This window comes from Streptomyces sp. AC550_RSS872 (genome assembly GCF_019049285.1).
Taxonomy (GTDB): Bacteria; Actinomycetota; Actinomycetes; order Streptomycetales; family Streptomycetaceae; genus Streptomyces.
Genome location: NZ_JAGMUL010000015.1, coordinates 250,650 through 275,511 on the forward strand (window position 1 = coordinate 250,650; position 24,862 = coordinate 275,511).

Annotated in this window: 22 protein-coding genes and 1 pseudogene; 11 read left to right on the plus strand and 12 right to left on the minus strand. The window is 71.4% G+C overall.

Features of this window, described 5'->3' with window-relative positions; all coding sequences use genetic code 11:
- Window positions 1-59 precede the first annotated feature (59 nt).
- Window positions 60-734: a helix-turn-helix domain-containing protein gene (locus KUM44_RS07470; RefSeq protein ID WP_217206962.1), complete on the plus strand. Its 675-nt coding sequence runs from the start codon at window positions 60-62 to the stop codon at window positions 732-734.
- 55 nt (window positions 735-789) lie between these two features.
- On the opposite strand, the gene KUM44_RS07475 is transcribed toward KUM44_RS07470, so the two are convergent.
- Window positions 790-1,206, minus strand: coding sequence for a GNAT family N-acetyltransferase (locus tag KUM44_RS07475; protein WP_217207063.1), 417 nt, complete (start codon window positions 1,204-1,206; stop codon window positions 790-792).
- A 77-nt stretch (window positions 1,207-1,283) separates the two neighbouring features.
- A complete protein-coding gene (locus KUM44_RS07480; RefSeq protein ID WP_217206963.1) occupies window positions 1,284-2,399 on the minus strand; it encodes an ABC transporter substrate-binding protein in 1,116 nt (371 codons plus the stop codon).
- Window positions 2,400-2,655: 256 nt separating this feature from the next.
- On the opposite strand from KUM44_RS07480, the gene KUM44_RS07485 reads away from it, so the two are divergent.
- The gene (locus tag KUM44_RS07485; protein WP_217206964.1) at window positions 2,656-4,272 is read left to right on the plus strand and encodes a phospholipase D family protein; all 1,617 of its coding nucleotides are present in this window, start codon (window positions 2,656-2,658) and stop codon (window positions 4,270-4,272) included.
- A gap of 77 nt (window positions 4,273-4,349) precedes the next feature.
- On the opposite strand, the gene KUM44_RS07490 is transcribed toward KUM44_RS07485, so the two are convergent.
- The 3 genes and pseudogenes from KUM44_RS07490 to KUM44_RS07500 form a co-directional block, all read right to left on the minus strand.
- Window positions 4,350-4,880 (minus strand): hypothetical protein, encoded by a 531-nt coding sequence (locus KUM44_RS07490; RefSeq protein WP_217206965.1) that lies wholly within the window; start codon window positions 4,878-4,880, stop codon window positions 4,350-4,352.
- Between the two features lie 134 nt (window positions 4,881-5,014).
- A pseudogene (locus KUM44_RS07495) lies at window positions 5,015-5,134 on the minus strand (FAD-linked oxidase C-terminal domain-containing protein); the annotation flags it as partial.
- Between the two features lie 149 nt (window positions 5,135-5,283).
- Entirely contained in the window at window positions 5,284-5,853 is a 570-nt protein-coding gene (locus tag KUM44_RS07500; RefSeq protein WP_217206966.1) for a heme-binding protein, read from the minus strand.
- Between the two features lie 233 nt (window positions 5,854-6,086).
- Between KUM44_RS07500 and KUM44_RS07505 the strand changes: the two genes are divergently transcribed.
- Window positions 6,087-7,304: a sensor histidine kinase gene (locus KUM44_RS07505; protein WP_217206967.1), complete on the plus strand. Its 1,218-nt coding sequence runs from the start codon at window positions 6,087-6,089 to the stop codon at window positions 7,302-7,304.
- Window positions 7,301-7,945: a response regulator transcription factor gene (locus KUM44_RS07510; protein ID WP_217206968.1), complete on the plus strand. Its 645-nt coding sequence runs from the start codon at window positions 7,301-7,303 to the stop codon at window positions 7,943-7,945. Before KUM44_RS07505 ends, KUM44_RS07510 begins: the two co-directional genes overlap by 4 nt.
- Before the next feature lie 50 nt (window positions 7,946-7,995).
- On the opposite strand, the gene KUM44_RS07515 is transcribed toward KUM44_RS07510, so the two are convergent.
- The 4 genes from KUM44_RS07515 to KUM44_RS07530 form a co-directional block, all read right to left on the minus strand.
- Window positions 7,996-8,439: a subtilase-type protease inhibitor gene (locus KUM44_RS07515; protein ID WP_217206969.1), complete on the minus strand. Its 444-nt coding sequence runs from the start codon at window positions 8,437-8,439 to the stop codon at window positions 7,996-7,998.
- Window positions 8,440-8,804: 365 nt separating this feature from the next.
- Complete coding sequence (locus tag KUM44_RS07520) at window positions 8,805-9,239, minus strand: hypothetical protein (protein WP_217206970.1); 435 nt, start codon at window positions 9,237-9,239, stop codon at window positions 8,805-8,807.
- A 28-nt stretch (window positions 9,240-9,267) separates the two neighbouring features.
- Window positions 9,268-10,107 (minus strand): DUF1206 domain-containing protein, encoded by an 840-nt coding sequence (locus KUM44_RS07525; RefSeq protein ID WP_217206971.1) that lies wholly within the window; start codon window positions 10,105-10,107, stop codon window positions 9,268-9,270.
- A gap of 72 nt (window positions 10,108-10,179) precedes the next feature.
- Entirely contained in the window at window positions 10,180-11,604 is a 1,425-nt protein-coding gene (locus KUM44_RS07530; protein WP_217206972.1) for a Gfo/Idh/MocA family protein, read from the minus strand.
- A gap of 400 nt (window positions 11,605-12,004) precedes the next feature.
- Here KUM44_RS07530 and KUM44_RS07535 point away from each other — a divergent pair, with 400 nt between their 5' ends.
- The 4 genes from KUM44_RS07535 (at window position 12,005) to KUM44_RS07550 (ending at window position 15,911) form a co-directional block, all read left to right on the plus strand.
- Entirely contained in the window at window positions 12,005-12,778 is a 774-nt protein-coding gene (locus KUM44_RS07535; protein WP_308402525.1) for an alpha/beta fold hydrolase, read from the plus strand.
- 77 nt (window positions 12,779-12,855) lie between these two features.
- Window positions 12,856-14,367, plus strand: a complete 1,512-nt coding sequence (locus KUM44_RS07540; protein WP_254389158.1) for an MFS transporter — start codon at window positions 12,856-12,858, stop codon at window positions 14,365-14,367.
- Window positions 14,368-14,409: 42 nt separating this feature from the next.
- Window positions 14,410-14,700, plus strand: coding sequence for an acyl carrier protein (locus tag KUM44_RS07545; RefSeq protein WP_217206973.1), 291 nt, complete (start codon window positions 14,410-14,412; stop codon window positions 14,698-14,700).
- The gene (locus KUM44_RS07550) at window positions 14,697-15,911 is read left to right on the plus strand and encodes a beta-ketoacyl synthase (RefSeq protein ID WP_217206974.1); all 1,215 of its coding nucleotides are present in this window, start codon (window positions 14,697-14,699) and stop codon (window positions 15,909-15,911) included. Before KUM44_RS07545 ends, KUM44_RS07550 begins: the two co-directional genes overlap by 4 nt.
- 30 nt (window positions 15,912-15,941) lie before the next feature.
- On the opposite strand, the gene KUM44_RS07555 is transcribed toward KUM44_RS07550, so the two are convergent.
- Window positions 15,942-18,893 (minus strand): hypothetical protein, encoded by a 2,952-nt coding sequence (locus KUM44_RS07555; protein WP_217206975.1) that lies wholly within the window; start codon window positions 18,891-18,893, stop codon window positions 15,942-15,944.
- A 151-nt stretch (window positions 18,894-19,044) separates the two neighbouring features.
- Entirely contained in the window at window positions 19,045-19,986 is a 942-nt protein-coding gene (locus KUM44_RS07560; protein WP_217206976.1) for an amidohydrolase family protein, read from the minus strand.
- Between the two features lie 244 nt (window positions 19,987-20,230).
- Between KUM44_RS07560 and KUM44_RS07565 the strand changes: the two genes are divergently transcribed.
- Window positions 20,231-21,469, plus strand: coding sequence for an NlpC/P60 family protein (locus KUM44_RS07565; RefSeq protein ID WP_217206977.1), 1,239 nt, complete (start codon window positions 20,231-20,233; stop codon window positions 21,467-21,469).
- A 16-nt stretch (window positions 21,470-21,485) separates the two neighbouring features.
- Here KUM44_RS07565 and KUM44_RS07570 read toward each other — a convergent pair whose 3' ends face one another.
- Window positions 21,486-22,115 carry a TetR/AcrR family transcriptional regulator gene (locus KUM44_RS07570; protein WP_217206978.1) on the minus strand — a complete coding sequence of 210 codons (630 nt, stop codon included), beginning with the start codon at window positions 22,113-22,115 and terminating at the stop codon, window positions 21,486-21,488.
- An 80-nt stretch (window positions 22,116-22,195) separates the two neighbouring features.
- Here KUM44_RS07570 and KUM44_RS07575 point away from each other — a divergent pair, with 80 nt between their 5' ends.
- Entirely contained in the window at window positions 22,196-23,590 is a 1,395-nt protein-coding gene (locus KUM44_RS07575) for an MFS transporter (RefSeq protein ID WP_217206979.1), read from the plus strand.
- Window positions 23,587-24,813, plus strand: a complete 1,227-nt coding sequence (locus KUM44_RS07580) for an FAD-dependent monooxygenase (RefSeq protein WP_217206980.1) — start codon at window positions 23,587-23,589, stop codon at window positions 24,811-24,813. Before KUM44_RS07575 ends, KUM44_RS07580 begins: the two co-directional genes overlap by 4 nt.
- Window positions 24,814-24,862: the final 49 nt, after the last annotated feature.

Genomic DNA, 24,862 nt, shown 5'->3' on the forward strand with positions numbered 1-24,862 from the left:
GCTGAGATCGAACGCAACGCACCGTTGCAATGAATGACGGCGAAGGCAATACTCGTCGTATGCCAGGAGGACGGTTGACCCAGCAGGATCGCCAGCGCATCGCGGCCGGACTCGCCGATGGTCTCTCCTACGCCGAGATCGCCAGGCGGCTCAACCGGCCGACCTCGACGATCAGCCGGGAGGTTGGACGCAACGGCGGCCCCGGCGGCTACCGGCCGCAGCAGGCACACCATGCGACGGCCCAGCGGGCGCGGCGCGGCACACCGGCACCCCCGCGAGCGGCCGGAGCGTCCGGCGGCACGATGGCGGAGGAGATCGTCGAACTGGCGGTCAGATCGGGGATGCCGAGGATGACCGCGCGCGTGCACGCCGACCTGTTGCTGTCCGAGGACGGCAGGCGCACCGCGGCCGAGCTGACCCGCAGACTGAAGGTCAGCCCGGCCTCGGTCTCCGTGGCCGTGAACTTCCTGGTCCAGCAGGGGTTCGCCCGTCGCGAGCGCGACCCGCAGCGGCGTCGCGACATCTACGTGGTCGACGACGACGCCTGGTACCACTCGGTCGTGATCAGTGCGCGTACGACGCTTGAGGCGGCGCAGGCGGCCATGGCGGCGGCGCAGAGGTTCGGGCTCGACGGGCCTGTGGGGCAGCGGCTGGCCAAGGGAGGGACGTTCCTGGAGCGGGTCGTCCTGGACATGATGGAGTCGGCCGAACGCTGGCGCACCCTGCTTGCGTGACGGGTGAGCGGCTGGCCGCGGGCGGAGCTCGCCAGTCGGTCTGCGCAGCCGGTGATCACCGTCGGGTCGGCGGGTGTTGAAGGGCGATCAGCCCGGCTGCCGTCTCCTTGAAGCCGCAGGCGTCGAAATGGAACGAACGCAGGTGCTCCTCGAAGTCGACATGAAGCCACTGGCACTTCGCGGCGCGGGCTTCTCCCGCCGCGGTTGCGACGAGCGCGGCACCGACTCCCCTCGACCGGCAGTCGTGCGCCACCACGGTGTCCAGGATGAAGGCGTGAACTCCGCCGTCCCACACGACGTTGACGAAGCCGATCAGACGGCCGTCCTCCCAGGCGCAGACCCAGCCGAGGCTGTGGCGCTCAAGTCGTGCTCGCCAGTCGGTCCGCGCGACCGGGTGGCCGAAGCCGTCGGCGTGGAGCGCGTTGAGGGCGGCGTTGTCGAAGTCGCCCCGCCACTCGTAGCGGGTCGTCACCCCCGACTTCATGTGGCGCCTCCGGAGTTCCGTGCGCTGCGGGCTCTCGTGGTTCGTCTTCAACGCCGCGTGCTCTCTCAGCCTGTGTGCAGGATCCGAAAGCGTTCGGGTTCCGCCGGATCCCGGTCGACGACCTGGACCGGCGGCCAGGCCCATTGCCACACGCTGATCCCCGGAGCGCGGGAGAAGCGGATCTGACCGCGTGTGCCTTCGACGGCAACGTGCGGCCAGGCACCGGCAATGCGCGCCCGGTCCGTGCCCTGAGAACGCAGCACCTCGGCGAGGACGGCGACCGTGTCGTAGCCCTCGTAGGCGACGAAGGACGGCGCTTGCGCCAGTCGCTCGCGCAGGGCCGTCTCGACTCGGGCACCGAGGGGGCCGAGGCGTTCGGGCAGATAGCGCAAGAACGGGATGCCGGTGCCGTCGTCGCCCAGCGACGTCGCCCATTCCGCGAACTCCGGTTGCCCGGCCGGAGCACCGATCATCATCTCGGCGAGCCGCTGGTCGCGGCGGACGGACTTGACGATCGGCACGGCCGGTTCCGGGTGGCCCACCAGGAGCAGGAGGGCTGTCGCGCGGTGGTCGACGAGTTCGCCGCACAAGGCCGTAGGAGAGAGCGTGCGCATGTCGAGTTCGATGACGGTGCCGCCGCGCGGAGCGAGGTGGTCCCGCAGGATGCGGGTCCCGGACGCCCAGTAGACACTCGGTTCGGCTGCCACGGCGATGCGACTGTGGCCCGCGGCGAGGAGGAAGTCCGCGTAGATCCGCCAGCCGCGCGACTGTGGCGGGGAGAGACGCGCGACCCAGTCCGTCTGCGGTTCGGGTGTGAGGGTGTCGAGCACCGCCGACGAGCACAGATACGGCAGGCCGAGCGCGTCCGCCCTGGTGGCAGCGGCGCGAGCTACGACACTGTGGTATTCACCGGCCAAGGCGGCCACGCCCGACCGAGCCAACTCGTCCACGGCCGCCGCGGCCTTCTGCGGATCAGCGGCGGTGTCTCGGACCACCAGCTCCAGTGGCCGTCCGTCGATCCCGCCGGCGTCATTGACCTCGCGAACGGCCAGTTCGAGTCCGGCGAGCAGGTGTTGGCCTGCCTGGACCCAGCCCGGCCGGGTCAGCGGAACGAGAGCGCCGATCTGGACGGACGGCCCGTCAGTTCGGACTGCTCCAGGTGGCGTTGACGGCATACTCATGCGCGGGCCTCTCCCGTGTGAGGGGGCAGTTGCAGCGTTCCCTGATCGCTGGGCGGCATGGCCCGGTGGTACGCGTTCATCTCATGTGGTCTTGCCTGGCGCACCTCGGTGATCATGCCGGACATTGCATCCACCACGATCGCCGACAGGCAACCGAATAATGCGGCGTGATGAGTTGCCCGCCCCGGCCGGTCCCCACGCCTCCATGCGTGAGGCGACGCCGGCTGGTTACCCGTGTCTGTTGTATGGAGGAGGCGTGGAACTCACCGACTGGCTGCTGACCCCGGGCGAACGCGGCAACAGCGCCACGCGGCTGGACAGCCGCCGAGCGGATCGAACCGCCTGGTCGCACGGGAACCTGGTGCGGCCCCTCATCCATGGCTCGACGTACTTCCCGGCGCTCCTCGGCGCGATCCGAGCACAGCGCGCGGGAGACCTGCTCCTGTTCACCGACTGGCGGGGCGACCCCGACGAGCGCCTCGACGGCCCCGGCACCGAGATCGGCCGCGTCCTGGGTGAGGCAGCCGCGCGCCGGGTGATCGTCAAAGGACTGCTCTGGCGCTCCCACCTGGACCGTTTCCAGTTCAGCGAGGCCGAGAACCGCCACCTCGGCGAGGCAGTCGAAGCGGGTGGCGGGGAATGCCTGCTCGACATGCGGGTACGGCCCGGCGGCTCGCACCACCAGAAACTCGTCGTGCTCCGCCATCCCGACCGGCCCCAACTCGACGTCGCGTTCGTCGGCGGAATCGACCTGTGCCACAACCGCCACGACGACGCCACGCACCGCGGCGACTCCCAGTCACTGACCATCGCCGCGGCGTACGGACCGCACCCGCCGTGGCACGACATCCAGCTCGCGATACGCGGACCGGCCGTCGGCGACATCGAGGCAGGCTTCCGCGAGCGCTGGAACGACCCCGCGCCGCTCACCCGCAGCCCCTTCGTCCGCCTTCGCGAGCTGGCTCACGGCGAGGACACCAACGCCGACACGCTCCCGCCCCAGGCACCCGACCCCGCACCCTGCGGCACGCACACCCTTCAGGTCCTGCGCACCTACCCCAACCGTCTCGGGCGCGGCTACGACTTCGCACCCGACGGCGAGCGCAGCATCGCGCGCGGCTACCGCAAGGCACTGCGGCGGGCCCGGTCCCTGATCTACCTGGAGGACCAGTACCTGTGGTCTCCGCATGTGATCGAGCCCTTCGCCGAGGCACTGGCCGCCCATCCCGGCCTGCGCCTGATCGCGGTCATCCCGTCCTTCCCCGAACAGGACGGCCGGCTCACGCTGCCCATGAATCTGATCGGCCGGATCACGGCCCTGGACAGGCTGCGCCGCGCGGGTGGCGGGCGGGTGGCGGTGTACGGGCTGGAGAACCACGCCGGGACGCCGGTGTACGTGCACGCCAAGGTGTGCGTGATCGACGACGTGTGGGCCTCGGTCGGATCGGACAACATCAACCTCCGCTCCTGGACCCACGACTCCGAACTCACCTGCGCCGTCCTGGACGAGTCCACGGACCCACGCGAGCCTCGCGACCCCGGCGGCCTCGGGGACGACGCCCGCGGCTTCGCCAGGGAACTGCGCCTGGAACTGGCGCGCGAGCACCTGGACCTGACGGCCCCCACGCCCCCGCACGCATCCGACCCGCTCTGTGACCCCCTGAACGCCTTCGAGGCCTTCGCGGCGAGCGCCGCCGACCTGGACGCCTGGCACGACAAAGGCCGCCGCGGCCCCCGGCCCGCTGGGCGCTTGCGCACGTACCACCGGCCGAGCCTTTCCCGTACGGCCAGGACGCTCCACGCCCCGTTGCATCGCCTTCTCGTCGATCCGGACGGCCGCCCCTTCGGGCTACGGCGTCGCAACGACTACTGACGGACGGCAGCGTGAGGGCGTGAGGGACGGCTGCGGCGGAGTGAGCGATCACCAAGGAGCCGGACGCCTACCGCCGGCTACGGCCCGTCATGGTGTGTTGAGGCCTCGGCCACCTTCTTGAGCGCCGACGTCGTGGCGGGGTCACCGACCTTGGCGGGTTGCTCGTGCCTGCCGGCTTCCGGTCTGTCGTGCTGGAAGTGGGACGGAGCCAGCCTGCCTCCGGGACCTGGGGGCTCCGACTGGGCCTCGGAGGCTCCTGCGCGGACGTGGCCGGTGCGGACCGCCGTGGGACGCCCGCTGTCCTGCGCCATGTCGTCCTGGTCCGTCCCTCCTTCCTCGCCCTGGGGCGGGCGCGGCTGGGTCAGCCAGGCGACGGCCGCGCCGGTGATGGCCAGGGGCCACTCCACCACGCCGGCCACGCCGAGCACCCCGGCTCCGGTGTACACCGCGATCCGCCGTCCGCGCGGCGAAACCGCTCCGATCCGATCCAGCGCCCCATCGGCGACCCTGCTCACCTGCCCCGCTCCGGGCAGGCGGCGCAGCCCGGAGCCAAGCATCCGCAACGGCTGAGGAAGATCCGAGGAACGCGTCGTGCTGACCTGACTCACTGCGCACTCCCTCCGCGCGTCATCAACGACCCCGTGCGTCATCGACTCCCGTCCGGGTTTCCCATCTCGCGCCACATATGCGGTATGCGGTGAGGGCATGAGGTGTTACTGGGCCTCGGGGAGTCAGGAAGCGGTCAGCAGGGCCGCGCCGGCAGCAGCACCCCCGGATTGAGGACGCCGGCCGGGTCGAGGGCGGACTTGGCGGCGGTGAGCGCGGCGGCGAAGAGGGCCGGGCGCTGGTGGTCGTACCAGGGACCGGCCTCGATGTGGTTCCACTGCCCGGCTGACCCGGGCACGCGGAACCCGTGATCGACGTGGCGGCTCCGATACGTCCGCGACGGGCGCGCCGGGGGAACGCGGCCCGTCCGCCATGGCCGAGCGCGGTTGTCGGTGACGCCAGCGCCTAGCGAATGATCGCGTTCGCGCCCGCCTGCGCGAACTTCTCGTCCAGCGCACCGGACGGGGCGCCCGCGACGCCGATACCGGCGATCGGCGCCTTGCCGGCGGTGACGGGCACGCCGCCCGCCAGGAACAGGGTGCCGGGGATGTCCTTGAGGTTCGGGGCCTGCTCCAGGCGCTCGGCCAGCTGGGAAGTGGGGGCGTTCCAGGCGACCGCGGTGAACGCCTTGCGCTCGGCGGACTCGTACGACTGCGGGCCGGCGCCGTCGCCGCGCAGGGTGACGATCGTGTTGCCGTTGCGGTCGACGACGGCGACCGTGACGCGCTGGTTCTCCTTCCCGGCGGCGTCGAGCGCTGCCTGCGCGGCCTTGGTCGCGGCTTCGACCGTCAGGTGGGTGGAGGTGGTGGTGACCCGGCCGGGGGCGGCGGCCGACGTGGCGGCGGCCGACGTCGTGGCGGGCGCCGAGGCGTTCGCCGACACCGCGCCGAAGCCGGCCAGGGCGACCACGGCGAGCACGGCACCGCCGGTGGCGACGCGGGCACGGCGGGAGAGGTTCTTGTGCACTCGGTTCATGGGTCGGTCGACTCCTTCGGTGGGCGGGCGGCCCGGTTGCCGCCCCGCTTCGTCCGCTCTCCACCCTCGGCCCGGAACCAGGCCCCGACGGTCGACGTTCCGGCTGCCTCCCGATCGCCCGCCGGACGACACCGGGGTCATCCGATCGGTTGACCTGCCCAGCCCCGGGGCCGGGCCACAATGGAGGTGTTTGCCCAGCTCAGCGGCACGAGTCGGAAGGGAGGCGACCCCGCATGGGACACCGGTCGTACGAGCCGGACACCGTGGACACCCGGTGGCTCGGCGCCGTGATGCACGCGGCGTTCTTCCTGCTGCTCGGCGGAGCGCTCGCCCGCTTCCTGCTGCGCCACCCCGGCGAACCGCGCACACCATGGATCATCGCGCTGTGCGCCGTCCTCGCCGTCCTGCATCTGCTCGGCCCCAAGGCCGGCGACTCGGCCCCCCGGCCCACCCGGCGCCGCACGGCCTGGCCGGCGCTGGTCGTCGTGGTGTGGATGATCCTGGTCGTGCTCGCCCCCAGCTTCGCCTGGTGCGCGGTGCCCCTGTTCTACACCGGCCTGCGCACGCTGCCGCCGCGTGCGGCCCTGGTGCTCGTGGCGCTTCTGACCGTGTTCGTCGTCGCCGCGCAGGTGCAGCTCGCCGGCCGTTTCGACCCCAACCTGGTCCTCGCCCCGCCCGCAGTCGCCGCCCTCGCCACCGCCGTGTTCCTCCAGATGGAACGGCACACCGCACGCCAGCGCGTCCTGATCGACGACCTGATCCGCACCCGCCACGAGCTGGCCGCCGCCGAGCGCCGCGAGGGAACCCTCGCCGAACGTCAGCGGCTGTCCATGGAGATCCACGACACGCTCGCCCAGGGCCTGTCCAGCCAGCGGATGCTGCTCCAGGCGGCGGACCGGGTGTGGGACACCGAACCGGACAAGGCCCGCGCCCACGTCCGCACCGCCGCGTCCGTCGCCGAGCACAACCTCACCGAGGCCCGGCGCTTCGTGCACGACCTGGCCCCCGCCGATCTCGCCCCCGGCGGCGGCCTCGCGCAGGCCCTGCGCGCCCTGGCCGCACGGGAGTCCGGCTCCGGTTCCGGCGCGCGTCTCGCCGTACGCGTCCACATCGACGACGACGGCCGCCTCCCCGGACTGCCCGACCGGGTCCAGTCCGGTCTGCTGCGCATCGCCCAGGGCGCCCTCGCCAACGTCCGCGAACACGCCGCCGCCGACCACGCCGCCCTCACCCTCACGCTCCTCGACGACACCGTCGTACTCGATGTCGCGGACGACGGAGACGGCTTCGACCCCACCGCACTGCCCGACGCCCCCGGCGCGGAACGCGGCCACGGGCTGCCCGCGATGCGGGCCCGGCTGCGCGCCCTCGGCGGCACCCTGACCGTCGAGTCCGCCCCCGGCGAGGGCACCGTCCTGTCGGCCGCCGTTCCCCTGGAGACACCCCGATGACCCCCCACCGCGTTGCCCCCGTGCGGATCCTGGTCTGCGACGACCACGCCGTCGTACGGGCCGGGCTGCTCGCCCTGCTCGACAGCGCCCCGGACATCGAGGTCGTAGGTGAGGCCGGCACCGGCGAGGAGGCGCTCGCCCTGGCCGCGAAGCTCTCCCCGGACGTCGTACTGATGGACCTGCAACTCGGCGAGGGCATCGACGGCGTCGAGACCACCCGCCGGCTCACCTCCACCCCCGGCTCCCGCACCCATGTCCTGGTCCTGACCACCTACGACACCGACGCCGACATCACCCGCGCCATCGAGGCGGGCGCCACCGGCTATCTGCTCAAGGCCGAACGCCCCGACGAACTCTTCGCCGCGATCCACGCCGCCGCCGAGGGACGGACCGCCCTGTCGGCACCGGTCGCCGGCCGCGTCATGGCCAACCTGCGCCGCCCCCGGCCCACCCTCACCGACCGCGAACGCGACATCCTCGTCCAGCTCGCCCGAGGCATCGGCAACCGCGACATCGCCCGCGCCCTGTACATCAGCGAGGCCACGGTCAAGACCCACCTACGGCGCATCTACGACAAGCTCGGCGTCGACACGCGCGCGGGCGCCGTGGCGGTCGCGAAGGAGCGACGTCTGCTGCCGTGACCATGAAGGGGCGGGCCGCCCGCAAGGGTGCGCCCCGCCCGCCGTGTTGCTCAGAAGGCAAATGCCGCTGCCCCCTGAGTTTCCTTGATGCAAGGATTGGCGAAGGTGTGCTCGTAGTTTATCCGTGTACCACGCCATACACCTTGGACCGTCACGACAATGGGGCGGTATTCCCTGGTGCAGGGTTGCCCGGCGTCATTCCCGCGGAGGGTGGCCAAGCGGTCGAGATCCCCGTTCACGCGGTCCAGGTCCGCACAGGCCTGCCGCGGATCGGGGTGCGTTCCCGAGGTGGTGTACGCACAGTTCACCGTCACGGCGCGCTCCGGCGTCGTGGTGGCGGCCTTCTCTCCGTGGCCGGTGGTCATGACCAGCGCCGACGGGGCGTACAGCGAGGCGGGGGCGACGGGCGCACTCTGAGCGGGCACGCTCAGGGGCCCCACGAGTGCCGTGGTCAGCAGCGCTCCTGTCATGGCCCAGCGCGTCATGGGACGCATGGTGTAACTCCCTTCTGTTCGCGGTGTTCGATGCCTCGAAGTACCCGCCTTGTCTCTGTCGTCTCAGGAGACTAGAGCCGAATTCCGTTCCGCCGCTGGAATTCGGACCCTATTGCCCATTCAATCAGTGGCCTGATGGGGAGGCCGGTTCGTGAGGTCGAGGAGGTGAGAGGTATTTCATTTCGATGGCCGGCCGAAGGGGTGGCCGATGTGCCTGTGCTATGAAATGGCCGGAATCTGTGAGGGGGTTTTCGGCCCGAAGGGGAGGGGGCAGCCGGGTCGCGCGGACACGCCGACGGGCCGCCAGGCGCTGCTCGTCCTGGCGGCTCGGGATCGGCGTCGTCCTGAGGGAGGCTCGTCGGCGGTCAGAAGTCGGTGGGCAGGCCGCTCACCTCGGCGATGCCCCGGAGCTCCTCCGTCTGCCTGTGCCGTTCTCGGATGTAGTCGGCGATCTCGCCGAGGCGGGCTGGGTCGGAGGCGGTGGTCGCGTCGGTGACGATCCTGACCGGGCCGGTCTCCTCGACGTCGATCTCGATCACTTTGTTGTCCATACGGCCGGTGACGGCGGTGGCGATGACAAGGGCGGCCTCGTCACGGACCTCTTGGGGCAGCTCGTCGGCGGCCCCCGCGTCGAGCGCGAGGTCGTGGCTGGAGAGGCGTTCCTCTTCGATCGCCTTCAGGACCGGTTCCACCGCTCGCAGCAGAAGGCGGTAATCCTCCGTGTCCATCCGGATGCGCAGGAGGTCCAGGTACACGTCCACGGCCCGGCCGTCGCCATGCGGAATCTCGGAATCGCTCATCCGCTTCGTGTTCCCCACCAGGCGCGATTCAGACGCGCCGCCACCGGGCCATGGCGAAGGAGGACACCCCGAACAGCACCAGTCCGGCCGCGACGCAGACCAGCAGCCAGGGGCCGAGCGGTGTGTCGGCGAAGGTGCGCAGAGTGTCGTCCAGGCCCTTGGCCCGTTCGGGTTCGTAGTCGACGGCCGCGCGGACGGCGAAGACACCGGCCACGGCGAACACCAGCCCGCGGGCGGCGCCGCCGGCCACGCCGGTGATGTCCACCAGCTGCCTGGTCCGGCGGCTCATCTGCCCGAGCCGGAGCTCGTCGCGGTACCTGCGCAGGACCGCCCGTACGCCGATCCAGCCGCCGGTCACGATGACGGCGATCCCCGCCGCGCCGACCAGCCACTGGCCGGCGGGGATCTCCAGCGCCCTGGCGGTGGCATCCCGGGACTGCTGGTCGCTGGATCCACCGCCGCCGCGGTTCCGGCTCGCCGCGAACGACAGCACGGAGAAGGCGACGACGACGTAGAACGCGAACCGGGCCACCGCCAGCGCCCGCTTGCGCGCGCTGCGGCCGTCCTGCCCGACGGAGCCGAAGACCGCCTCGGACAACCGCCACAGAGCCATGCCGACAAGCCCGATGCCCAGCGCCCACAGCAGCACCGCGCCGAACGGCTGCTGCGCCAGTTCCGCCAGAGCGCCACCACGGTCGGCTTGCCGGCTCGTGTCGCCGAAGGCGACCTGGAGCGCCAGTGCACCGACCAGCAGATAGATCACACCCCGGGCGCAGAGACCGGCCCTGGCCGCCCCCTCGACGACCGAACCCCGTGCCACCCGCCGCGCCCGAAGACGTGCGGTCCGTGCCGGCGCACTCGTGTCCATCGAGACCTCCCGGCATCCGGATGCCCCGACTGGACCGCCACACACCCCGGACCTGCTTCCGTGCGGTACCCCTCAGCCGGCGGGCGGCATGTCCGTGGGGCTGGAGTCGAGTCCGGGGCGTCTGCCGGCCCAGGCTCCGCGCGTGAAGTCGGGGAACTCGACCGGGCGGCCGTCCCTCGCCAGGGACGCGGCGCTCAGCGGGACCGCCGCGCACCAGGCGGCCGAGTCGTACACGTCGATGTCGGGGACCAGTCCGGCGCGCATCAGCTGGACCGTGCGCCATTGCAGGACGTAGTCCATGCCCCCGTGCCCGCCGTTGTTCGCGGCGTCGTCGCCGACCTTCCGCCACAGCCAGTGGTCGTACTCCTTGCGGTAGTCGGCGAAGTCGCGCCAGGTGTGGCCGGCGTGGTCCGGTTCGAGGTAGACCCGTGCGCCGGTCGGGGAGGGGCCGGCGTAGTCCTCCACAATCCCGCGGCTGCCGGCGAGGGTGTTGATCCTGCTGTACGGGCGAGGCGAACTCACCTCGTGCTCGGCCCGGATGACCCTGCCCCGCTGTGTCTCGATGAGGCAGGTGACCAGGTCGCCGTTGATGTACGTCTCCTTCCAGGACGGGTGGTCCCGGGGGACGAGGCGTTCGCGGTAGTCGGCCAGGCCCTTCGGGGCGGTCGCGGTGGCGCGCAGGGTCGTCATCCGGTCGCCGCGGTTGATGTCCATGGCCGCCGCGATCGGGGCCAGTCCGTGCATGGGGTACAGGGAGGCGGTGCTGCGGGTGTGCCACAGCCGTCGCCAGGAGTCGGTGTAGTACGTGTCGGAGAAGAGGAGTTCCCGCAGGTCGTGGCAGTAGCCGCCATGGCCGTTGGTGATGTCTCCGAACAGACCGGCGTGCGCCATCCTCAGCATGGCCAGCTCGTTGCGGCCGTAGCTGCAATTCTCGGCGAGGAGCAGGTGCTTGCGGGTGCGCTCGGAGGTGTCGACGAGGTCCCAGAGCTGGCGCAGTTCGGTGGCGACGGGAAGCTCCACCACGGCGTGTCTGCCGCTCAGCAGCGCGGCCCTGCCGTGCTCGTGGTGGAACTCCCAGGGCGTGGCGACGTACACCAGGTCGATGTCGTCGCGCCGGAGCATCCGGGCGTAGGAGTCGGCTGATCCGCCGTACTCGGCGGGGCGGGGCTCGCCCTTGCTCTCCAGCCGGTCGGCGGCGCTTCGTGCGCGGTCGGCGCGGATGTCGCAGACGGCGGTCACGGTGCAGCCGGGTACGGCAGCCCATCCCGTGATCATGCCGCCGCCCCGGTTGCCCAGGCCGATGACACCGACCCGGACGGTTCTGTGGACCTCGAACGGCACGCCGATCATCGACTTCTGCCCGGGACGCCGACCGGGCGCCGGTCCGGTCGCGGCGGACGCGGCCGGTGCCGCGGCGCTCATTCCGGCCGCGAGCGCGCCGGTGGCGACCGCTCCACCCAGGAGCAGTCGGCGTGAGACAGCGGGGGTTTCGGACATGACGACAACACTCCTCGTGGGGTGGCCTGCATCACTGCCGGTGCACTGTCGGGACTGTGGGGTCTGTCGGGGCATGACTCTGCGGGCTTCGCGAGTGCATGTCAATATGTGCTCGATAGAAAGCAGTTACGAGCAGGATCGAGCATCGACGAGGTCGGCTGACAGCCTGTCAGACCGGTCTGCGGGCCCCTGTGGGCGTACGGCACCAGGAGTCGCCGCCGCGCCGTCTGGCGCCCGTTGATGCCTCGTTTCGGTGAATGTCGTCCGGCATGCGGCGTGCTGATCTCCCCTCAGCAGCAGGCAGGCGGAACGATGAACGGCGACTCCCGACCCCCAAGCCGCGGCGCCGGGGGCTGCCTGGAGACCACGCGTGTACGGCGAGCGGATGTGGGCGGTTTGCGTGACTGGCGGACTGACGCAGGTTGTACTGCTGGAGCGCCCCGAGGCGGCGGTGCGGTTGTACTGCCTGCCGCCGGCCGGCGCCGGAGCGGGGTTCTTCGCGCCGTGGGTGGACATGGTGCCGGCCTGGGCGGAGATGTGCTCGGTGAGCCTGCCGGGCCGGGGAAGCCGTACGGAGGAGCCGTCGCTCACGGACACCGCTGCCGTGGCCGCGCTTGTCGCGGAGATCGTGGATGACGACGCCGATCCGCGGCCGTTCGCCGTGTTCGGGCACAGCGTGGGCGCTCTCGTGGCCTTCGAGGCGGTACGGACCCTGCGGGCCTCGGGTGGCCGTCTCCCGTTGTGGATGGGCGTGTCGTCGCTTCGCGGGCCGCAGGACGGCGCGTATGCGAGGGGTCTTCTGCCGCTGCTGATGGCGGGACTGGAGGGGGTGGGCCAGTTGGTGGGCGGGCCGATCCCGCAACGGCTCCTGAAGGACCCGGGGTTGATGGCGGTGGCGTGCACACCGCTGCTGGCCGACTGCCTGCTGCTGTTGCACCATCGCCACCGCGACGAGCCTCCCCTGGAGGTACCGCTGGCGCTGTACGGAGGCGCGCAGGACCCGACCACCAGCGTGCGGCAACTGCTCGAATGGAACGAACTGTTCAGCACGTCGGTCCAGCCGCGGCTGTTCGAGGGCGGCCACATGTACATGCACGGGCAGACGGAAGCGCTGGTACGGCAGGTGGCGGACGACCTCGGTGCGGTGGTCCGCGAGGCGGTGCCCGCCGTATGACGGCGCACCCCGGTCGACGGGCGGACACCGGGATCCGACGGGGTTGGGCGGCGGGGGTGGTGTGCCTCGGACTGTTCATGCTCGGCATGGACCTGACCGTCCTCAACGTGGCCGTGCCGCAGCTGCGCGAAGCCCTGGACGCCACCACGGCGCAGGTGCAGTGGATCGTCGACGGCTACGCGCTGATGCTGGGCGGCAGCGTCCTGGCCGTCGGAGCGGTGACCGACCGGTGGGGGCGCCGGCGCTGCTTCGTGCTGGGGGTGGCCGTGTGCGGCGCGTCCTCGGTCGGCGGGGCGCTGGCCGGTGAGCCCTGGCAGGTGATCGCGTCGCGGTGCGGCATGGGAGCCGGCGCGGCACTGCTGATGCCGGCGACCCTGGGTGCCCTGCACCACATGTTCCCCGAGCCCGAGCTGCGGCGTCGCGCCATCGCCGTGTGGGCGGCGGTGGGAGGACTCGGCGGGCTGAGCGGGCCGGTGATCGGTGGCTGGCTGGTCGAGCACGCCTCGTGGCGGGCCGCGTTCTGGATCAACCTGCCGCTGACCGTGGTGATCATCACGGCGTGCTGTCTGCTGGTCCCCGAGTCGCGCGCACCACGGTCGGCCGCCTTCGACGCCGTCGGGGCGCTGCTGTCCACCGCCGGGCTGCTGGCCCTGGTCTGGGCGATCATCGAAGGCCCGCACAAGGGCTGGACCAGCGGGCAGGTCGTCACGGGCTTCGCGCTCGCCGGGCTGATCCTGGCCGCGTTCCTCGCCTGGGAGCGGCATGTGCGGGCGCCGATGCTGCCGTTGCACCTGCTGGCCCGGCCCGGCATCGGAGTCGCCGCCGCGGCCCTGGCTCTGATGTCCTTCGCCCTGTTCGGCTCCCTGTTCGTCCTCACCCTGTACTTGCAGGGCGTCCTCGGCTACAGCCCGGTCGAGGCAGGGGTGCGCACCCTGCCGTTGCCGGCCGGGCTGGCCGTGGGCGCGGCGGCCGCCGTCGCCGTCCAGCGCCGACTGGGGATCAAGGTCACCGTGGTGAGCGGGCTGTTCGTGGTCGCCGTCGCGCTCTGCGTCTGGGCCACCACCACGGCCGGGTCCGGCTACGGGCACTGCGCGCTGTTCCAGACGATCGCGGGCGTGGGAGCCGGGCTCGTGGCGGCGGCGGGCACCGAATCGGTGATGGAGTCGGTGCCCACCGAGCAGGCCGGTCTGGGCTCCGCCGTCAACGACGCGACACGGCAGGTCGGTTCCGCGCTCGGCGTGGCGGTACAGGGCTCCCTCCTGACGGCCGTGTTCACCGCCCGGTTCGTCGAGGCACCTGCCGTGACGGCCACCGTGCCCGAGGTGGCCGACGCCGCACGGCACAGCCTCCTCTCCGTGCCGGACCAGGCAGGCCTCCTGTCGCCGGCCGAGCGGATCGCCGTGCTCTCGGCCGCCCGTGACGCGTTCATCGACGCCATGACGCTCACCGCGACGACCGCAGCGGCCGTAGTGCTGCTCACCGCGGCGGCCGCGGCCCGCTGGCTCGCCCCGCGCACCGCACCCCTGGCGCCACCGCACACCCGACCGGGACCACCGGTGCCGGAAGCGGGGACGCCCCTTTCCGACTGACCCATCCACACCGCTGACCCGCCCACAGTTCTGGAGGCACGCATGGCGACGACCCTGGACACCATCACCCAGGTGCTCACGGAGACCTTCCCGATCGACGCCGCCGACATCACCCCCGAACGGACCTTCGACGACCTCGGTCTCGACTCGCTGGCCCTGCTGGAGATGGGCCTGGCGGTCCAGGAGAGCACCGGCATCACACTCAACGACACGGAACTGCCGAAGACGGTCGGCCAACTGGTCACCCTGCTGGACGCCGCACAGGCCGACGTCGCGCAGGCCGACCCCGCACCAGCCGACCCGGCCCTGGCCGTCACGGACAACAGCGCATGACCCGTGTCGCGATCACCGGCCTGGGCATCGTCAGTCCGGCCGGCCTCGACGCGCAGAGCACCTGGCAGACCCTGCTCCAGGGCACGTCGACCGCGCAGCGTGACGAACAGCTGGCCGGGCTGCCCGTCGACATCTCCTGCCAGGTACCCGACTTCGACGCCCGCCGGCTGGTCGGTCCGTCCGCCTGGCGGCTGGACCGGTTCACGGCCATGAGCCTCCTGGCCGCACGCGAGGCCCTCGCCGATGCCCGCCTCGACCCACGGACCTGGGAACCGCTCCGGGTCGGCGTCGTGATCGGTTCGGGCACCGCCAGCATGGAACGCTACGGCCACGAATTCGCCAAACTCGCCGACGACCGGCCCCTGGACATCTCCCCGCTCGCCATCCCGCGCAGCGTGCCGAACATGTCCGCCGCCGAGATCGGCCTCGACACCGGCGCCCGTGGACCGAACTTCACCGTGTCCACGGCGTGCGCGTCCGGAGCCACCGCGATCGGCATCGCCCGTGACCTGCTGCGCGCCGGGACGTGCGACATCGTGCTCGCGGGCGGCGCGGAGTCCGTACGCCACCCCATCCCCGCCGCCTGCTTCCACCGCATGGGCGCTCTCTCCCAGCGCACCGACGACCCGGCCCGGGCCAGCCGGCCCTTCGATTCCGCCCGGGACGGGTTCGTCCTGTCCGAGGGCGCGGCCGTCCTCGTCCTCGAACGCTCCGACCACGCCCGTGCCCGCGGCCTCAGACCCCGCGCCCACCTCGCCGGATACGCGGCCACCTGCGACGCCCACCACTACGCGGCCCCCCACCCGCAGGGAAGGGGCGCCGCAGAGGCCCTCGTTGCCGCACTCGCCGACGCCGCTCTGGAACCCGCCGACATCGGGCACGTCAACGCCCACGGCACCGCAACCCGCCTCAACGACCTCGCCGAAGCCCGCGCCCTCACCACCGTGTTCGCCGCGCCGCCACCCGTCACGTCCCTCAAGGGGGCGATCGGCCACGCGATCGGTGCCGCGGGCGCGATCGAGGCGGCCGTCACCGTCCTCACCCTCCAGCACGGGCTGATCCCGCCGACGGCCAACCACGAGGACACCGCCCTCGACATCGACCTCGACGTCGTGGCCAAGGCCCCCCGCACCACGCCCGCCACAGCTGCCGTCAGCACCTCCTACGGCTTCGGCGGGCAGAACGCCGCCCTGGTCTTCACGACCTGCTGAGCGATGTGAGGGAGACCCGGGACCGCAGGGTCACTCCTCACGGCACACCGTGTCCGGGTCGGCGCCCTTGCGTCCCGGCGGCGCGGAGAGCGGCTCGTCACTGCCGGCCGGCCGCCCGCACACGGTGACCGACTGCACCTTGTGGCCGCGGTAGGTCACCCGCACGATCTTGTAGGCGTGGCCCCGCTGGTCGGCGTAGGGCTGGCTGCCGGCGAAACTGACCGTGCCGACCGGCAGGTTCGGGTTGGGGCGCCAGCGCAGGTCGGCCCAGGTCTCCGGGGCGGTCTGCGGGGCGTCGCCGTTCTTCGAGGCCCGGTACAGCACCGCGGTGGCGCTGTAGGCCAGCACTGCCTGGCCGCTGGAGAAGAGCGCGTCGTCCCAGGGCCGTGCGGGATCGGCGAGCTTCGTCTCCCCGGTGCCGCTGGGGAGCAGGGCGGTGAGCACGCGGTGGGCGTCCTCGTAGAAACCGGTGGCGCCGACGAGGTCCATCGGTGCCAGCGCGAAGTGGTAGAGGGTGACCTCCGGAGGGATGCGCAGACTCTCGCCCTCGTCGTAGTTGCTCTTGGCCAGGTCGTCGCCGGTGAACACGGTGATGTGCCGGCCGGAGCAGCCGGGCGTGGAGCCCAGTTGGGACATCAGGTTGGGCACGTCCTCCACCCGGCCCGCGAAGTACAGGGCCCTGGGCACCGGGTCGCTCGCGCAGATGTCCTCGACCGGGTCGGTCAGTTCCGGTTCGCCGTTGGGGCTCAGCCGGTAGGAGTGGGAGGGCAGCGGCGTGAATCCGGCCCGGTCCAGCATCTGCTTGCCCACTCTGGCCTGTTCGGTCGTGTAGAAGTCCTTCTCGCTGCCGACCTTGCGGGCCAGCACCACGGCACGGGCGCCCTCCTCGCGCCGGGCGAGCTGCCGGGCGACGACGAGCAGCGCGTCGGCCTCCTCCTCGTCGGTGGCGGCCAGCCCGAACCAGTTCGACAGGTCCCGCGCCAGATGGCTGCCGGAGTTCGTGGTGCTCACCACGGGCAGGCCCGCGCCCTTGAGGATCGCCACGGCGTCGTCGCTCTCCGTGGTGTCGCGTCCCAGGCCGACGACACCGACGACCGACCGGTCGCGCCGGGCGAGGTCCGCGATGTGCCGGGCCATGGGCAGCACCTGGAGCATGTTCTCACCGGCGTTGGCGAGCAGGACCCTTATCTTCGTCGGCTGATGGGTGCTGACGTTGGCGTAGCGCTGGTAGAGGTAGACCCCTGTGATCTCCTCCAGCCCCTTGCGGGTGCCGGACACGTCCGCCGCGGTGACCGGGCCGGCGTAGACGATCGTCACGTACTTGTCCTCGGGGCCGATCTTCGCGTTCTCGGCCCGGATCGCCTGCTCGACGGCGTCGAAGGTGACGCCCTTGCCCGCCCCGTACAGTTCCAGCCCGTTGCCCGCGGCCAGCCGTACGTCCCCGGTCGCGACGCCCACACACTCGCCGGCCACCAGAACGGAGTCCGTGTTGGAGCCGACCAGCCGGCCCTGGCAGTAGCGCTGGGCCATCCACCGGTTGCCCAGGAAGCCGAGGCCGAGGGCGATGGCGAGGACCACCGCAAGGCAGGGCCGGGACCACAGCAGCCAGGCGGCGGTACGGCGGATCCGGGTGGTGGAGTGCTGTGCGGAGTGCCGGCGTCGCAGCTCTTCGGCGGACAGCGGTATCCACAGGATCCACGGCAGCGCGGCCGAGCGCCCGGGGGACTGGCCGACGTTGAGGCCGGTCACCCACTCCTGGTACCGGGCGTCCGCCGCGAAGGCGCGCTCAGGATCGTCCGGCTCGGGCCCGTCGGGCCGGGGAAGCGTGAGCCGCTCCGGGTCCTCGGAGCCCGGCGGCCGCAGCCGCTCCGCCGCCGGGATCGCGGCCAGCATCAGCAGCGGGTCCACCTCGCTGCGGCGGGTGCGCACATTGCTGATCGCCCGCAGCAACAGCAGGCCCCCGTCGTCCTCGGTGGCACACGGCAGATACACCACCGGCGGCACCGTGCGCTTGCGGCGGCGCAGGTCCAGCGTCCGCGGCCGGAAGTTCTCGCGGAGATCCTCCAGCAACGCCAGCACCCGTAGCTCCAAATGGAACTGACGCGCCGTCATGTCGCCCGCCTGTGCCGCCACCACCTGCTGGGCGACGGCGAACGCCCGGCCGCGGATCGTCTCCCAGGACTTCGTCGGCCGCCACCGGGACCATTCGGCGGCCTCCGGCCGGTCGCTCGAAGGCGCCAGGAACGTGGTGGTCGCGAACCACCTGCTGGCCCGGCGCAGCCACAGCAGCGGCGGCGCGCTGCGCGCCAGCAGGTGCACCACCCCGAACGCCGCCAGCGCCATGGCACCGCCCCACACAGCCGTCTGCCACCCGCCCTCGCCCAGCAGCACGCTCAGACACGCGATGAACATCGCGCCCACGAAACCGGACGGGTTCACCACCGCACCGACGGTGTCCGCGAGCGCCGCGGCACGCCTCGTCTCATCGACGCCGTCCGGATCGCGCTCCGGCCGCCAGCGCAGCTCGGCCAGCCGCCGCATCAGCCGTTCGCGGCGCTGGGCGGCCGACCACACCGTGCTCACGTCCCCGCCGACCTCCGGCGCGGCCTGCTCGATGGCCCGCAGCAGCCGCGAGCGCGGAAAGCCGAACGGCTTGTACTGCGACTGGCTCTGGTTGTCCCAGGGGTGCTCGCACAACTGGCGCACCATGTCGATCGCGGAGGAGTACGCGTCCGCGCCGCCCCCGCCGTCCAGCCGCTTGGCGATCAGCCCCCGCGGCTGATGGCCCTGCCGGACGAACTCCACGACCTGCGCGACCCGCCGGTCCAGGGTGCCGGTGGCATCCTCCTCACCGGCCTGAAGGACCACCAGCGGCGTCACCGGCGGGTTGTCCCGGAAGTTGTCGATGAGCCGCCTCATCAACTCGAACACCGCGTCCGCCGCCTCTATCCCGGCGCTGCCGCTCCATGCCTCTCTCGCCACTCGCTCCGCCCCCGTCGCATCCGCCCGAACCGGCACTGCCGGATCCGATGCTGATACCCACACCGAAACACGCTGCACCGCACGGACATCGGATTCTCACGAGCGGCTCCGTGACACATACGCCGCGTCTCCCGCGCCGAGACCAGCGTGATCATTGCCCCCGACTGAGCCCGAACAGTTCTACGGCGTTGTCGTGGCACACCGCCCGCAGCCACTCCTCGCCGAGCCCCAGCCGTTCCAGGGCGTGGAGCTGATGGACGTACGGATAGGGGATGTTGGGGAAGTCGGAGCCGAGCAGGACGCGGTCGCCGAGACCGGCCAGCCGGGGCAGGGCCCTGCGGGGGAACGGGATGAACCCCTCGGTGAAGTCCGTGAACGCCATCGTCGTGTCCAGCCGCACCTCCTCGTACCGCTCGGCGAGCCCGAGGAACTCCTCGTACTCGGGCATGCCGAGATGCGCGACGACCAGTCGCAGCCGGGGATGCCGTGCCAGCACGAGCGCGATCGGCTCGGGGCCGGTGTGCTTGCCGGGTGCCGGCCCGGAGCCGCAGTGGATCACCACGGGGATCCCTGCCTCCGCCAGCAACCCCCAGGCCCCGTCGAGGAGCTCGTCGGCCGGGTCGTACGCCCCCACCTGCACATGCGCCTTGAAGACGCGCGCGCCCGCCTCGACGGCCTCCTGGACGTACGCCTCGACGCCCGGCTCCGGATAGAGGGTGGCGGTGTGGAGGCAATCGGGGGTGCGGCGGGCGAAGTCGGCGGCCCAGCCGTTCAGCCAGGACGCCATGCCGGGCTTGTGCGGATAGAGCATCGAGGTGAAGGCCCGTACGCCGAACTGCCGGAGCAGCGCGGTCCGTTCCTCCTCCTTCGCGCGATAGGTGATCGGCCACTCGAGCCCACCGGTCAGCGGTCCGAGCGCATCGAAGTAGCCCCACACCTTGCGCAGCACGCGCTCCGGCATGAAGTGCGTGTGGACGTCGACCAGCCCGGGAAGACCCAGCTGCCCCCAGAAACGACGAACCTCACCGGACCCGGGGTCCGGGTCGGGGTGGGCGGAGGCCGGGTCGAGGGATGGCGTGCGGTGATCGTTCATGGCTTTCACGATCGCCCTCGCTGAGGCGGGGGTCCATTCCTCTGCGCGGGGATGCGTGAGGGATCACTTTCGGCCGGGTGCTCCTGACAGATGACAGGGACCGGCGGGCGGGGGGAGTCCGTACGTTCGTGGGGAGACCGTCGAGACCAGGGGGAGTGCCGTGACCGACACAGTGCGCGCAATCGGAGGAACGGGAAGAACGGGGTGGGCAGAGCGGTCGTGGGTTCGTCGGGTGCGGCTCCTCGTGGCCGCGCTCGTGACGGTGGTGAGTCTCGGCCTGCCGGCCGTCTCGGCCGCTCCGGCGGCAGCCGCGACGGGGTGCGCCCCGCTCCAGTCCGGTGCGAGCGCGGCGGCGCAGGCGGCCGTCGAGGTCGCGTGCCGGTACGTCGGTGAGCCGTACGCCTGGGGTGGCGGTCACGCACAGGGGGTGCCCGGGCCGAGTCAGGGCATGGTCGACCGCTCGACCCCCCTCAACGCCATCCAATCGGCCGCGGACCCCACGTACTGGAGCTTCGACTGCATCGGTCTGGTGCGCTGGGCCTGGTACAAGGCGACCGGCCGGGACCTCATCACCGAGCGCACGACACAGGCGACCTTCGCGGCGCCGGGGTACGCGCACACGAAGTTCATGAAGTCGCAGGGGTCGGGCGTCCTGCTGCCCGGCGATATCATGTACTTCGGCCGTGAGGGCTTCGGCCCGACGCACGTCGCGCTCTACCTCGGCAACGGCTGGATGGTCGAGGCGCCGGAGTCGGGCATGAAGATACAGGTCAACTCCATCAGTGCCCGCTGGGAGCGCTACCAGGGCGCCTTCCGCCCGCACGCCGACGCCACGCCCGGTGTGTGGTCCTGGGACGGCCACGGCTCCTACCAGAAGACCTGGGGCCAGCCCAACCTGCGGCAGGACTCGAACACGAGCAGCCGCATCAACTTCACCAACGGCAACGGCATTTCCGTCAAGGTGCGGGTGCTGTGCCAGCGGGTGGGGGAGCGGGCCACGCTCGACGGCATGGTGAACAACGTGTGGTCGTTCCTGCCGGACTACCACAGCTGGATCAGCAACCTCTTCGTCCAGGGCCCGGCCGTCCTCAGGGACGTGCCGTCCTGCGGCAACTATCCGCAGATCGGCGGCACACTGGCCGGCGCCGAGAACAACACGTCCTGCGGCGACGGTACGGAACCCGACTCCGCGGGCGCCTGGACGGCCAAGTCGACCACCGTCTTCGGCCGCACGGTGGAGCTCCGGTACAACAGCACCACCCAGTGCGCCTGGGGCCGCATCATCGGCGGCACGGTCGGCGACGAGATCTGGGTCGACCGCAGCGCCGACGGCGGCACCACCTGGGACCCGATGCTCGGCTTCACCACCATCACCTCGGGCAACGACGCCTACACCACCCAGTGGAACGACGCCGGCCTGGTCATGCGGGCCTGCGGCACCAATGGCCCGGGCGGAGCCATCGAGTGCACCGGCTGGTTCTGACCACCCACCTCCAGCCCTACTTCGCCCGGTAAGCCCGGAGGAAGGTCCGCACCCCCTCGACGAGGAGGGGCCGGACACGCGGGTCCTCCGCGGCGTTCGCGGAACCGAACCTGTTGAGCGCGACGTTGAAGGTCAGCGCGATGAACTGGTCGGCCGCGAGCCGGGGGTCGGGGACGTCGAGGAGTCCGGCCTCGGCGAGGGCGGCGAACCGCTCGGCGAGTGCCTCGTCCGGGGTGTCCGCCATGGAGTTCTCGCCGCCTTCGCCGAGGCCTGCCTGCGCGCGGACCAGCCGTTGCAGCGTCGCGTACTCCGCGGAGCCGAGCATGTCGGTCGCGATGCGCATCGAGAACGTGACCAGGACGTCCTCGAGGCCGGCGGCTTCGGTGGGTTCGGTGAGGGTGTCGTCGAGGATGCGCCGGATCGTGGTGATCAGTGACTGGCCGACGCCGTCGACGACTGCTTGGAGCAGCGTCCGCTTGTCGCCGAAGTAGTCGTAGACCGTCCGCTTGGACACGGCGGCCCGGGCGGCGACCGCGTCGACGCTGGTGCGGTCGAAGCCGTCGGCGAGGAACAGTTCCCGGGCCGCGGTGAGGATGGCGGCCCGCTTCTGGGTGGAGCCCTCGCGCAGTGTCTTCGTGGTCGGCATGGCCGCATCCTAACCTGATTACACTGCACGGTGTAGTGTAATCTCTCTGGATGTACCCGGCCACGAGGGAAAGGACGTTCATGACCACGACCCTGGCTCGCCCGGTCCGCGTCGGGAAGGCCGCTGTCGGGGCTCTCGGCATGCTGGCAGTCGCCACGGGGGCCCTGGAGTCGGTGGTGGCACCGACGCTTCCGCTGTTACAACGCGAGTTGTCGATGAGCCCTGCCCAAGGGGCCCTGCTCAGCATCGCGATGCTCATCACCGGCGCCCTCGTCACGCCTGTCGCGGGCAACCTAGGTGACCGCTACGGCGGGAAACGGGTCATGCTCCGGCTGATGGCGGTGGTCGCGGCCGGCGGCCTGGTGTCCTCGCTGGCACCGAACCTGCCGGTCCTGCTGCTCGGACAGGTGCTGGAGGGAGCGATGGTGGGCGCGATGCCCCTGTCGTTCATCCTGGTACGCAAGCATCTCCCCACGGGGGAGTCCCAGGTGGCCATCGGGGTGGTCAGCGGGTTGTTCGTGGGCGGCGGCATGCTGGGCACGCTGATGGCCGGGCCCATCGCGGAAGGACTGTCCCGGCACTGGATGTTCGCGATACCCACGATCGCGATCGTCGTGGCGACCCTGTGCGTCCACAGGCTGATGCCGGACGATCCGCCGAACCGGTCGGACGCCAGGATCGACTGGCCCGGCCTGGTCCTCCTGAGCGGCATCCTGCTGACGCTCATGCTCGGGCTCTCGATGGCGCCCGAACTCGGCGGCCGGCCACTCGCCCTCGGCGCCCTCGTCGTGCTCCTGGCCCTCCTCGTGACCGGATGGATCCGCGTCGAACGCCGGTCGCACTCGCCGATGGTCGATCTGCGCCTGGTGGCGAAGCCGGAGATATGGAGCTCCTATGCGATCACCTTCGCCGTGTGCGTGGGTACCGCGGTGTCGATGTTCCTCGTTCCGCAGCTGTTCGCGGTGTCCGCCGACGGGTACGGCTTCGGGGCCGGTTCCAGCGACATCGGGCGGTACCTGTTGCCCGGCGCCGTAGCGGGGGCGATCAGCGGGCCGCTCGGCGGGGCCGCGGCGCGGCGCTTCGGCTCGACTGCCGTGGTCACCGCCGGAATCGGCACCATGACGGCCACGTTGGTCGCCATGGCCTTCCTGCACACCGAGGTCTGGCACCTCGTCGTCGGCAAGGCGCTGATCGCCCTGGCCAGTGGTGTCTGCATCACGGCGATGGTCGTGAAGACCGCCACCTCCGTCGATCACGGCAGCACCGGCACCGCCACCAGCCTGGTCCTGGTGACGCGCGTGATCGGCATCGCCGCGGGCGCACAGGTCAGCGGTGCCTTCCTGGCCGCAGGAACCCACCCCGGGACCGAGGACCCGGTCGAATCGGCCTTCGTCACCGGCTTCGTCATCGCCGGCGCCGTCACCGCGCTGTCCCTGCTCGTCGTCCGCACCATGAGCAAAGGAGCCAAGGAATGACCCCCACCGATCCGTTGACGGATGTCCGTACCCCGCCCCGGAGGCACACGGTCTTGATATCCGGGGCCGGCATCGCGGGTCCCGCCCTCGCCTTCTGGCTGAACCGCTACGGATACGCGGTCACGGTGGTGGAGAAGGCGAGGGCGTTACGCAGCGGTGGCTACCCCGTCGACGTACGTGGCACCGCACTGGAGGTCGTCCGCAGGATGGGGATCCTGCCCCGACTGCGGGACACGCACGTCGACTTGCGTCGGCTGACCTTCGTCGACGCGGACGGCGGCGAGGTGGCCTCGGCCGACCCGCACGCCGTCGCCGGCAGTGTCCCGGGACGGGACCTCGAGGTGCGGCGCGGGGACCTGACCGAGGCTCTGTACAGGGCGGTCCGTGACGACGTGGAGTTCCTGTTCGACGACTCCGTCGACACCCTCGACCAGTCCCACCACGGGGTCGACGTCACCTTCCGCGGGGGCGGCCGGCGTACGTTCGACATGGTGTTCGGTGCGGACGGGCTGCATTCACGTACCCGGGAGTCGCTGTTCGGCCCCGAAGAGCAGTTCCACCGCTACCTCGGGTACTGCTTCGCCGGGTTCACCATGCCCAACACCTTCGGCCTCTCCCACGAGATCATGATGTGGAACACCCCGGGCAGAGCCGCGGCTCTCTACGCCGTGGGGGACAGCGACGAGGTGCACGCCTTCCTGAACTTCGCCCATCCGGAACCTCCCACCTCATTCGGCGCGTTCCGGCAACCAGGAGCCCAACGGGACCTGGTCGCCGCGACGTTCGCCGACGGGGGATGGGAGGTCCCGGGCATGCTCGCCGCCATGCGCGACGCCGATGACCTGTTCATCGACGTGGTCAGCCAGATCCGTATGCCTCGCTGGTCCAGCGGCAGGGTCGCACTGGTGGGCGACGCCGCGTACGCACCCTCCTTCCTCACCGGGCAGGGCTCCAGCCTCGCGCTCGTCGGCGCCTACATGCTCGCCGCTTCTCTGGCCGACCGGGACCACGCCGCGGGCTTCGCCGCCTACGAAGACAGCACCCGTGCGTTCGTGACCCTGAACCAGGACCAGATCGGCGAGGGCGAAGCCACACTCTTCCCCACCACGGCTCGGGGACTGGAGCGGCGCAACGACATGCTGCGCAGGCTCGCCGGCAGCAGCACACCTCCCGCCACGGAGGGCAGGCCGGCCCACTCGGCGCTCACCCTGCCAGTTAGGTAACGCGGGGGACGCGCGCAGATGATGGGCGTCATCGGACGACCGAAGGCAG

What these genes read in the sequence shown, in the direction of transcription:
- KUM44_RS07500 (WP_217206966.1), bottom strand. Translation starts at nt 5,853, where the DNA reads ATGAACCGAGTGCACAAGAACCTCTCCCGCCGTGCCCGCGTCGCCACC.
- KUM44_RS07520 (WP_217206970.1), bottom strand. Translation starts at nt 9,239, where the DNA reads ATGAGCGATTCCGAGATTCCGCATGGCGACGGCCGGGCCGTGGACGTG.
- KUM44_RS07560 (WP_217206976.1), bottom strand. Translation starts at nt 19,986, where the DNA reads ATGAACGATCACCGCACGCCATCCCTCGACCCGGCCTCCGCCCACCCC.
- KUM44_RS07515 (WP_217206969.1), bottom strand. Translation starts at nt 8,439, where the DNA reads ATGCGTCCCATGACGCGCTGGGCCATGACAGGAGCGCTGCTGACCACG.
- KUM44_RS07545 (WP_217206973.1), top strand. Translation starts at nt 14,410, where the DNA reads ATGGCGACGACCCTGGACACCATCACCCAGGTGCTCACGGAGACCTTC.
- KUM44_RS07570 (WP_217206978.1), bottom strand. Translation starts at nt 22,115, where the DNA reads ATGCCGACCACGAAGACACTGCGCGAGGGCTCCACCCAGAAGCGGGCC.
- KUM44_RS07505 (WP_217206967.1), top strand. Translation starts at nt 6,087, where the DNA reads ATGGGACACCGGTCGTACGAGCCGGACACCGTGGACACCCGGTGGCTC.
- KUM44_RS07510 (WP_217206968.1), top strand. Translation starts at nt 7,301, where the DNA reads ATGACCCCCCACCGCGTTGCCCCCGTGCGGATCCTGGTCTGCGACGAC.
- KUM44_RS07575 (WP_217206979.1), top strand. Translation starts at nt 22,196, where the DNA reads ATGACCACGACCCTGGCTCGCCCGGTCCGCGTCGGGAAGGCCGCTGTC.
- KUM44_RS07480 (WP_217206963.1), bottom strand. Translation starts at nt 2,399, where the DNA reads ATGAGTATGCCGTCAACGCCACCTGGAGCAGTCCGAACTGACGGGCCG.
- KUM44_RS07580 (WP_217206980.1), top strand. Translation starts at nt 23,587, where the DNA reads ATGACCCCCACCGATCCGTTGACGGATGTCCGTACCCCGCCCCGGAGG.
- KUM44_RS07530 (WP_217206972.1), bottom strand. Translation starts at nt 11,604, where the DNA reads ATGTCCGAAACCCCCGCTGTCTCACGCCGACTGCTCCTGGGTGGAGCG.
- KUM44_RS07470 (WP_217206962.1), top strand. Translation starts at nt 60, where the DNA reads ATGCCAGGAGGACGGTTGACCCAGCAGGATCGCCAGCGCATCGCGGCC.
- KUM44_RS07550 (WP_217206974.1), top strand. Translation starts at nt 14,697, where the DNA reads ATGACCCGTGTCGCGATCACCGGCCTGGGCATCGTCAGTCCGGCCGGC.
- KUM44_RS07525 (WP_217206971.1), bottom strand. Translation starts at nt 10,107, where the DNA reads ATGGACACGAGTGCGCCGGCACGGACCGCACGTCTTCGGGCGCGGCGG.
- KUM44_RS07540 (WP_254389158.1), top strand. Translation starts at nt 12,856, where the DNA reads ATGCTCGGCATGGACCTGACCGTCCTCAACGTGGCCGTGCCGCAGCTG.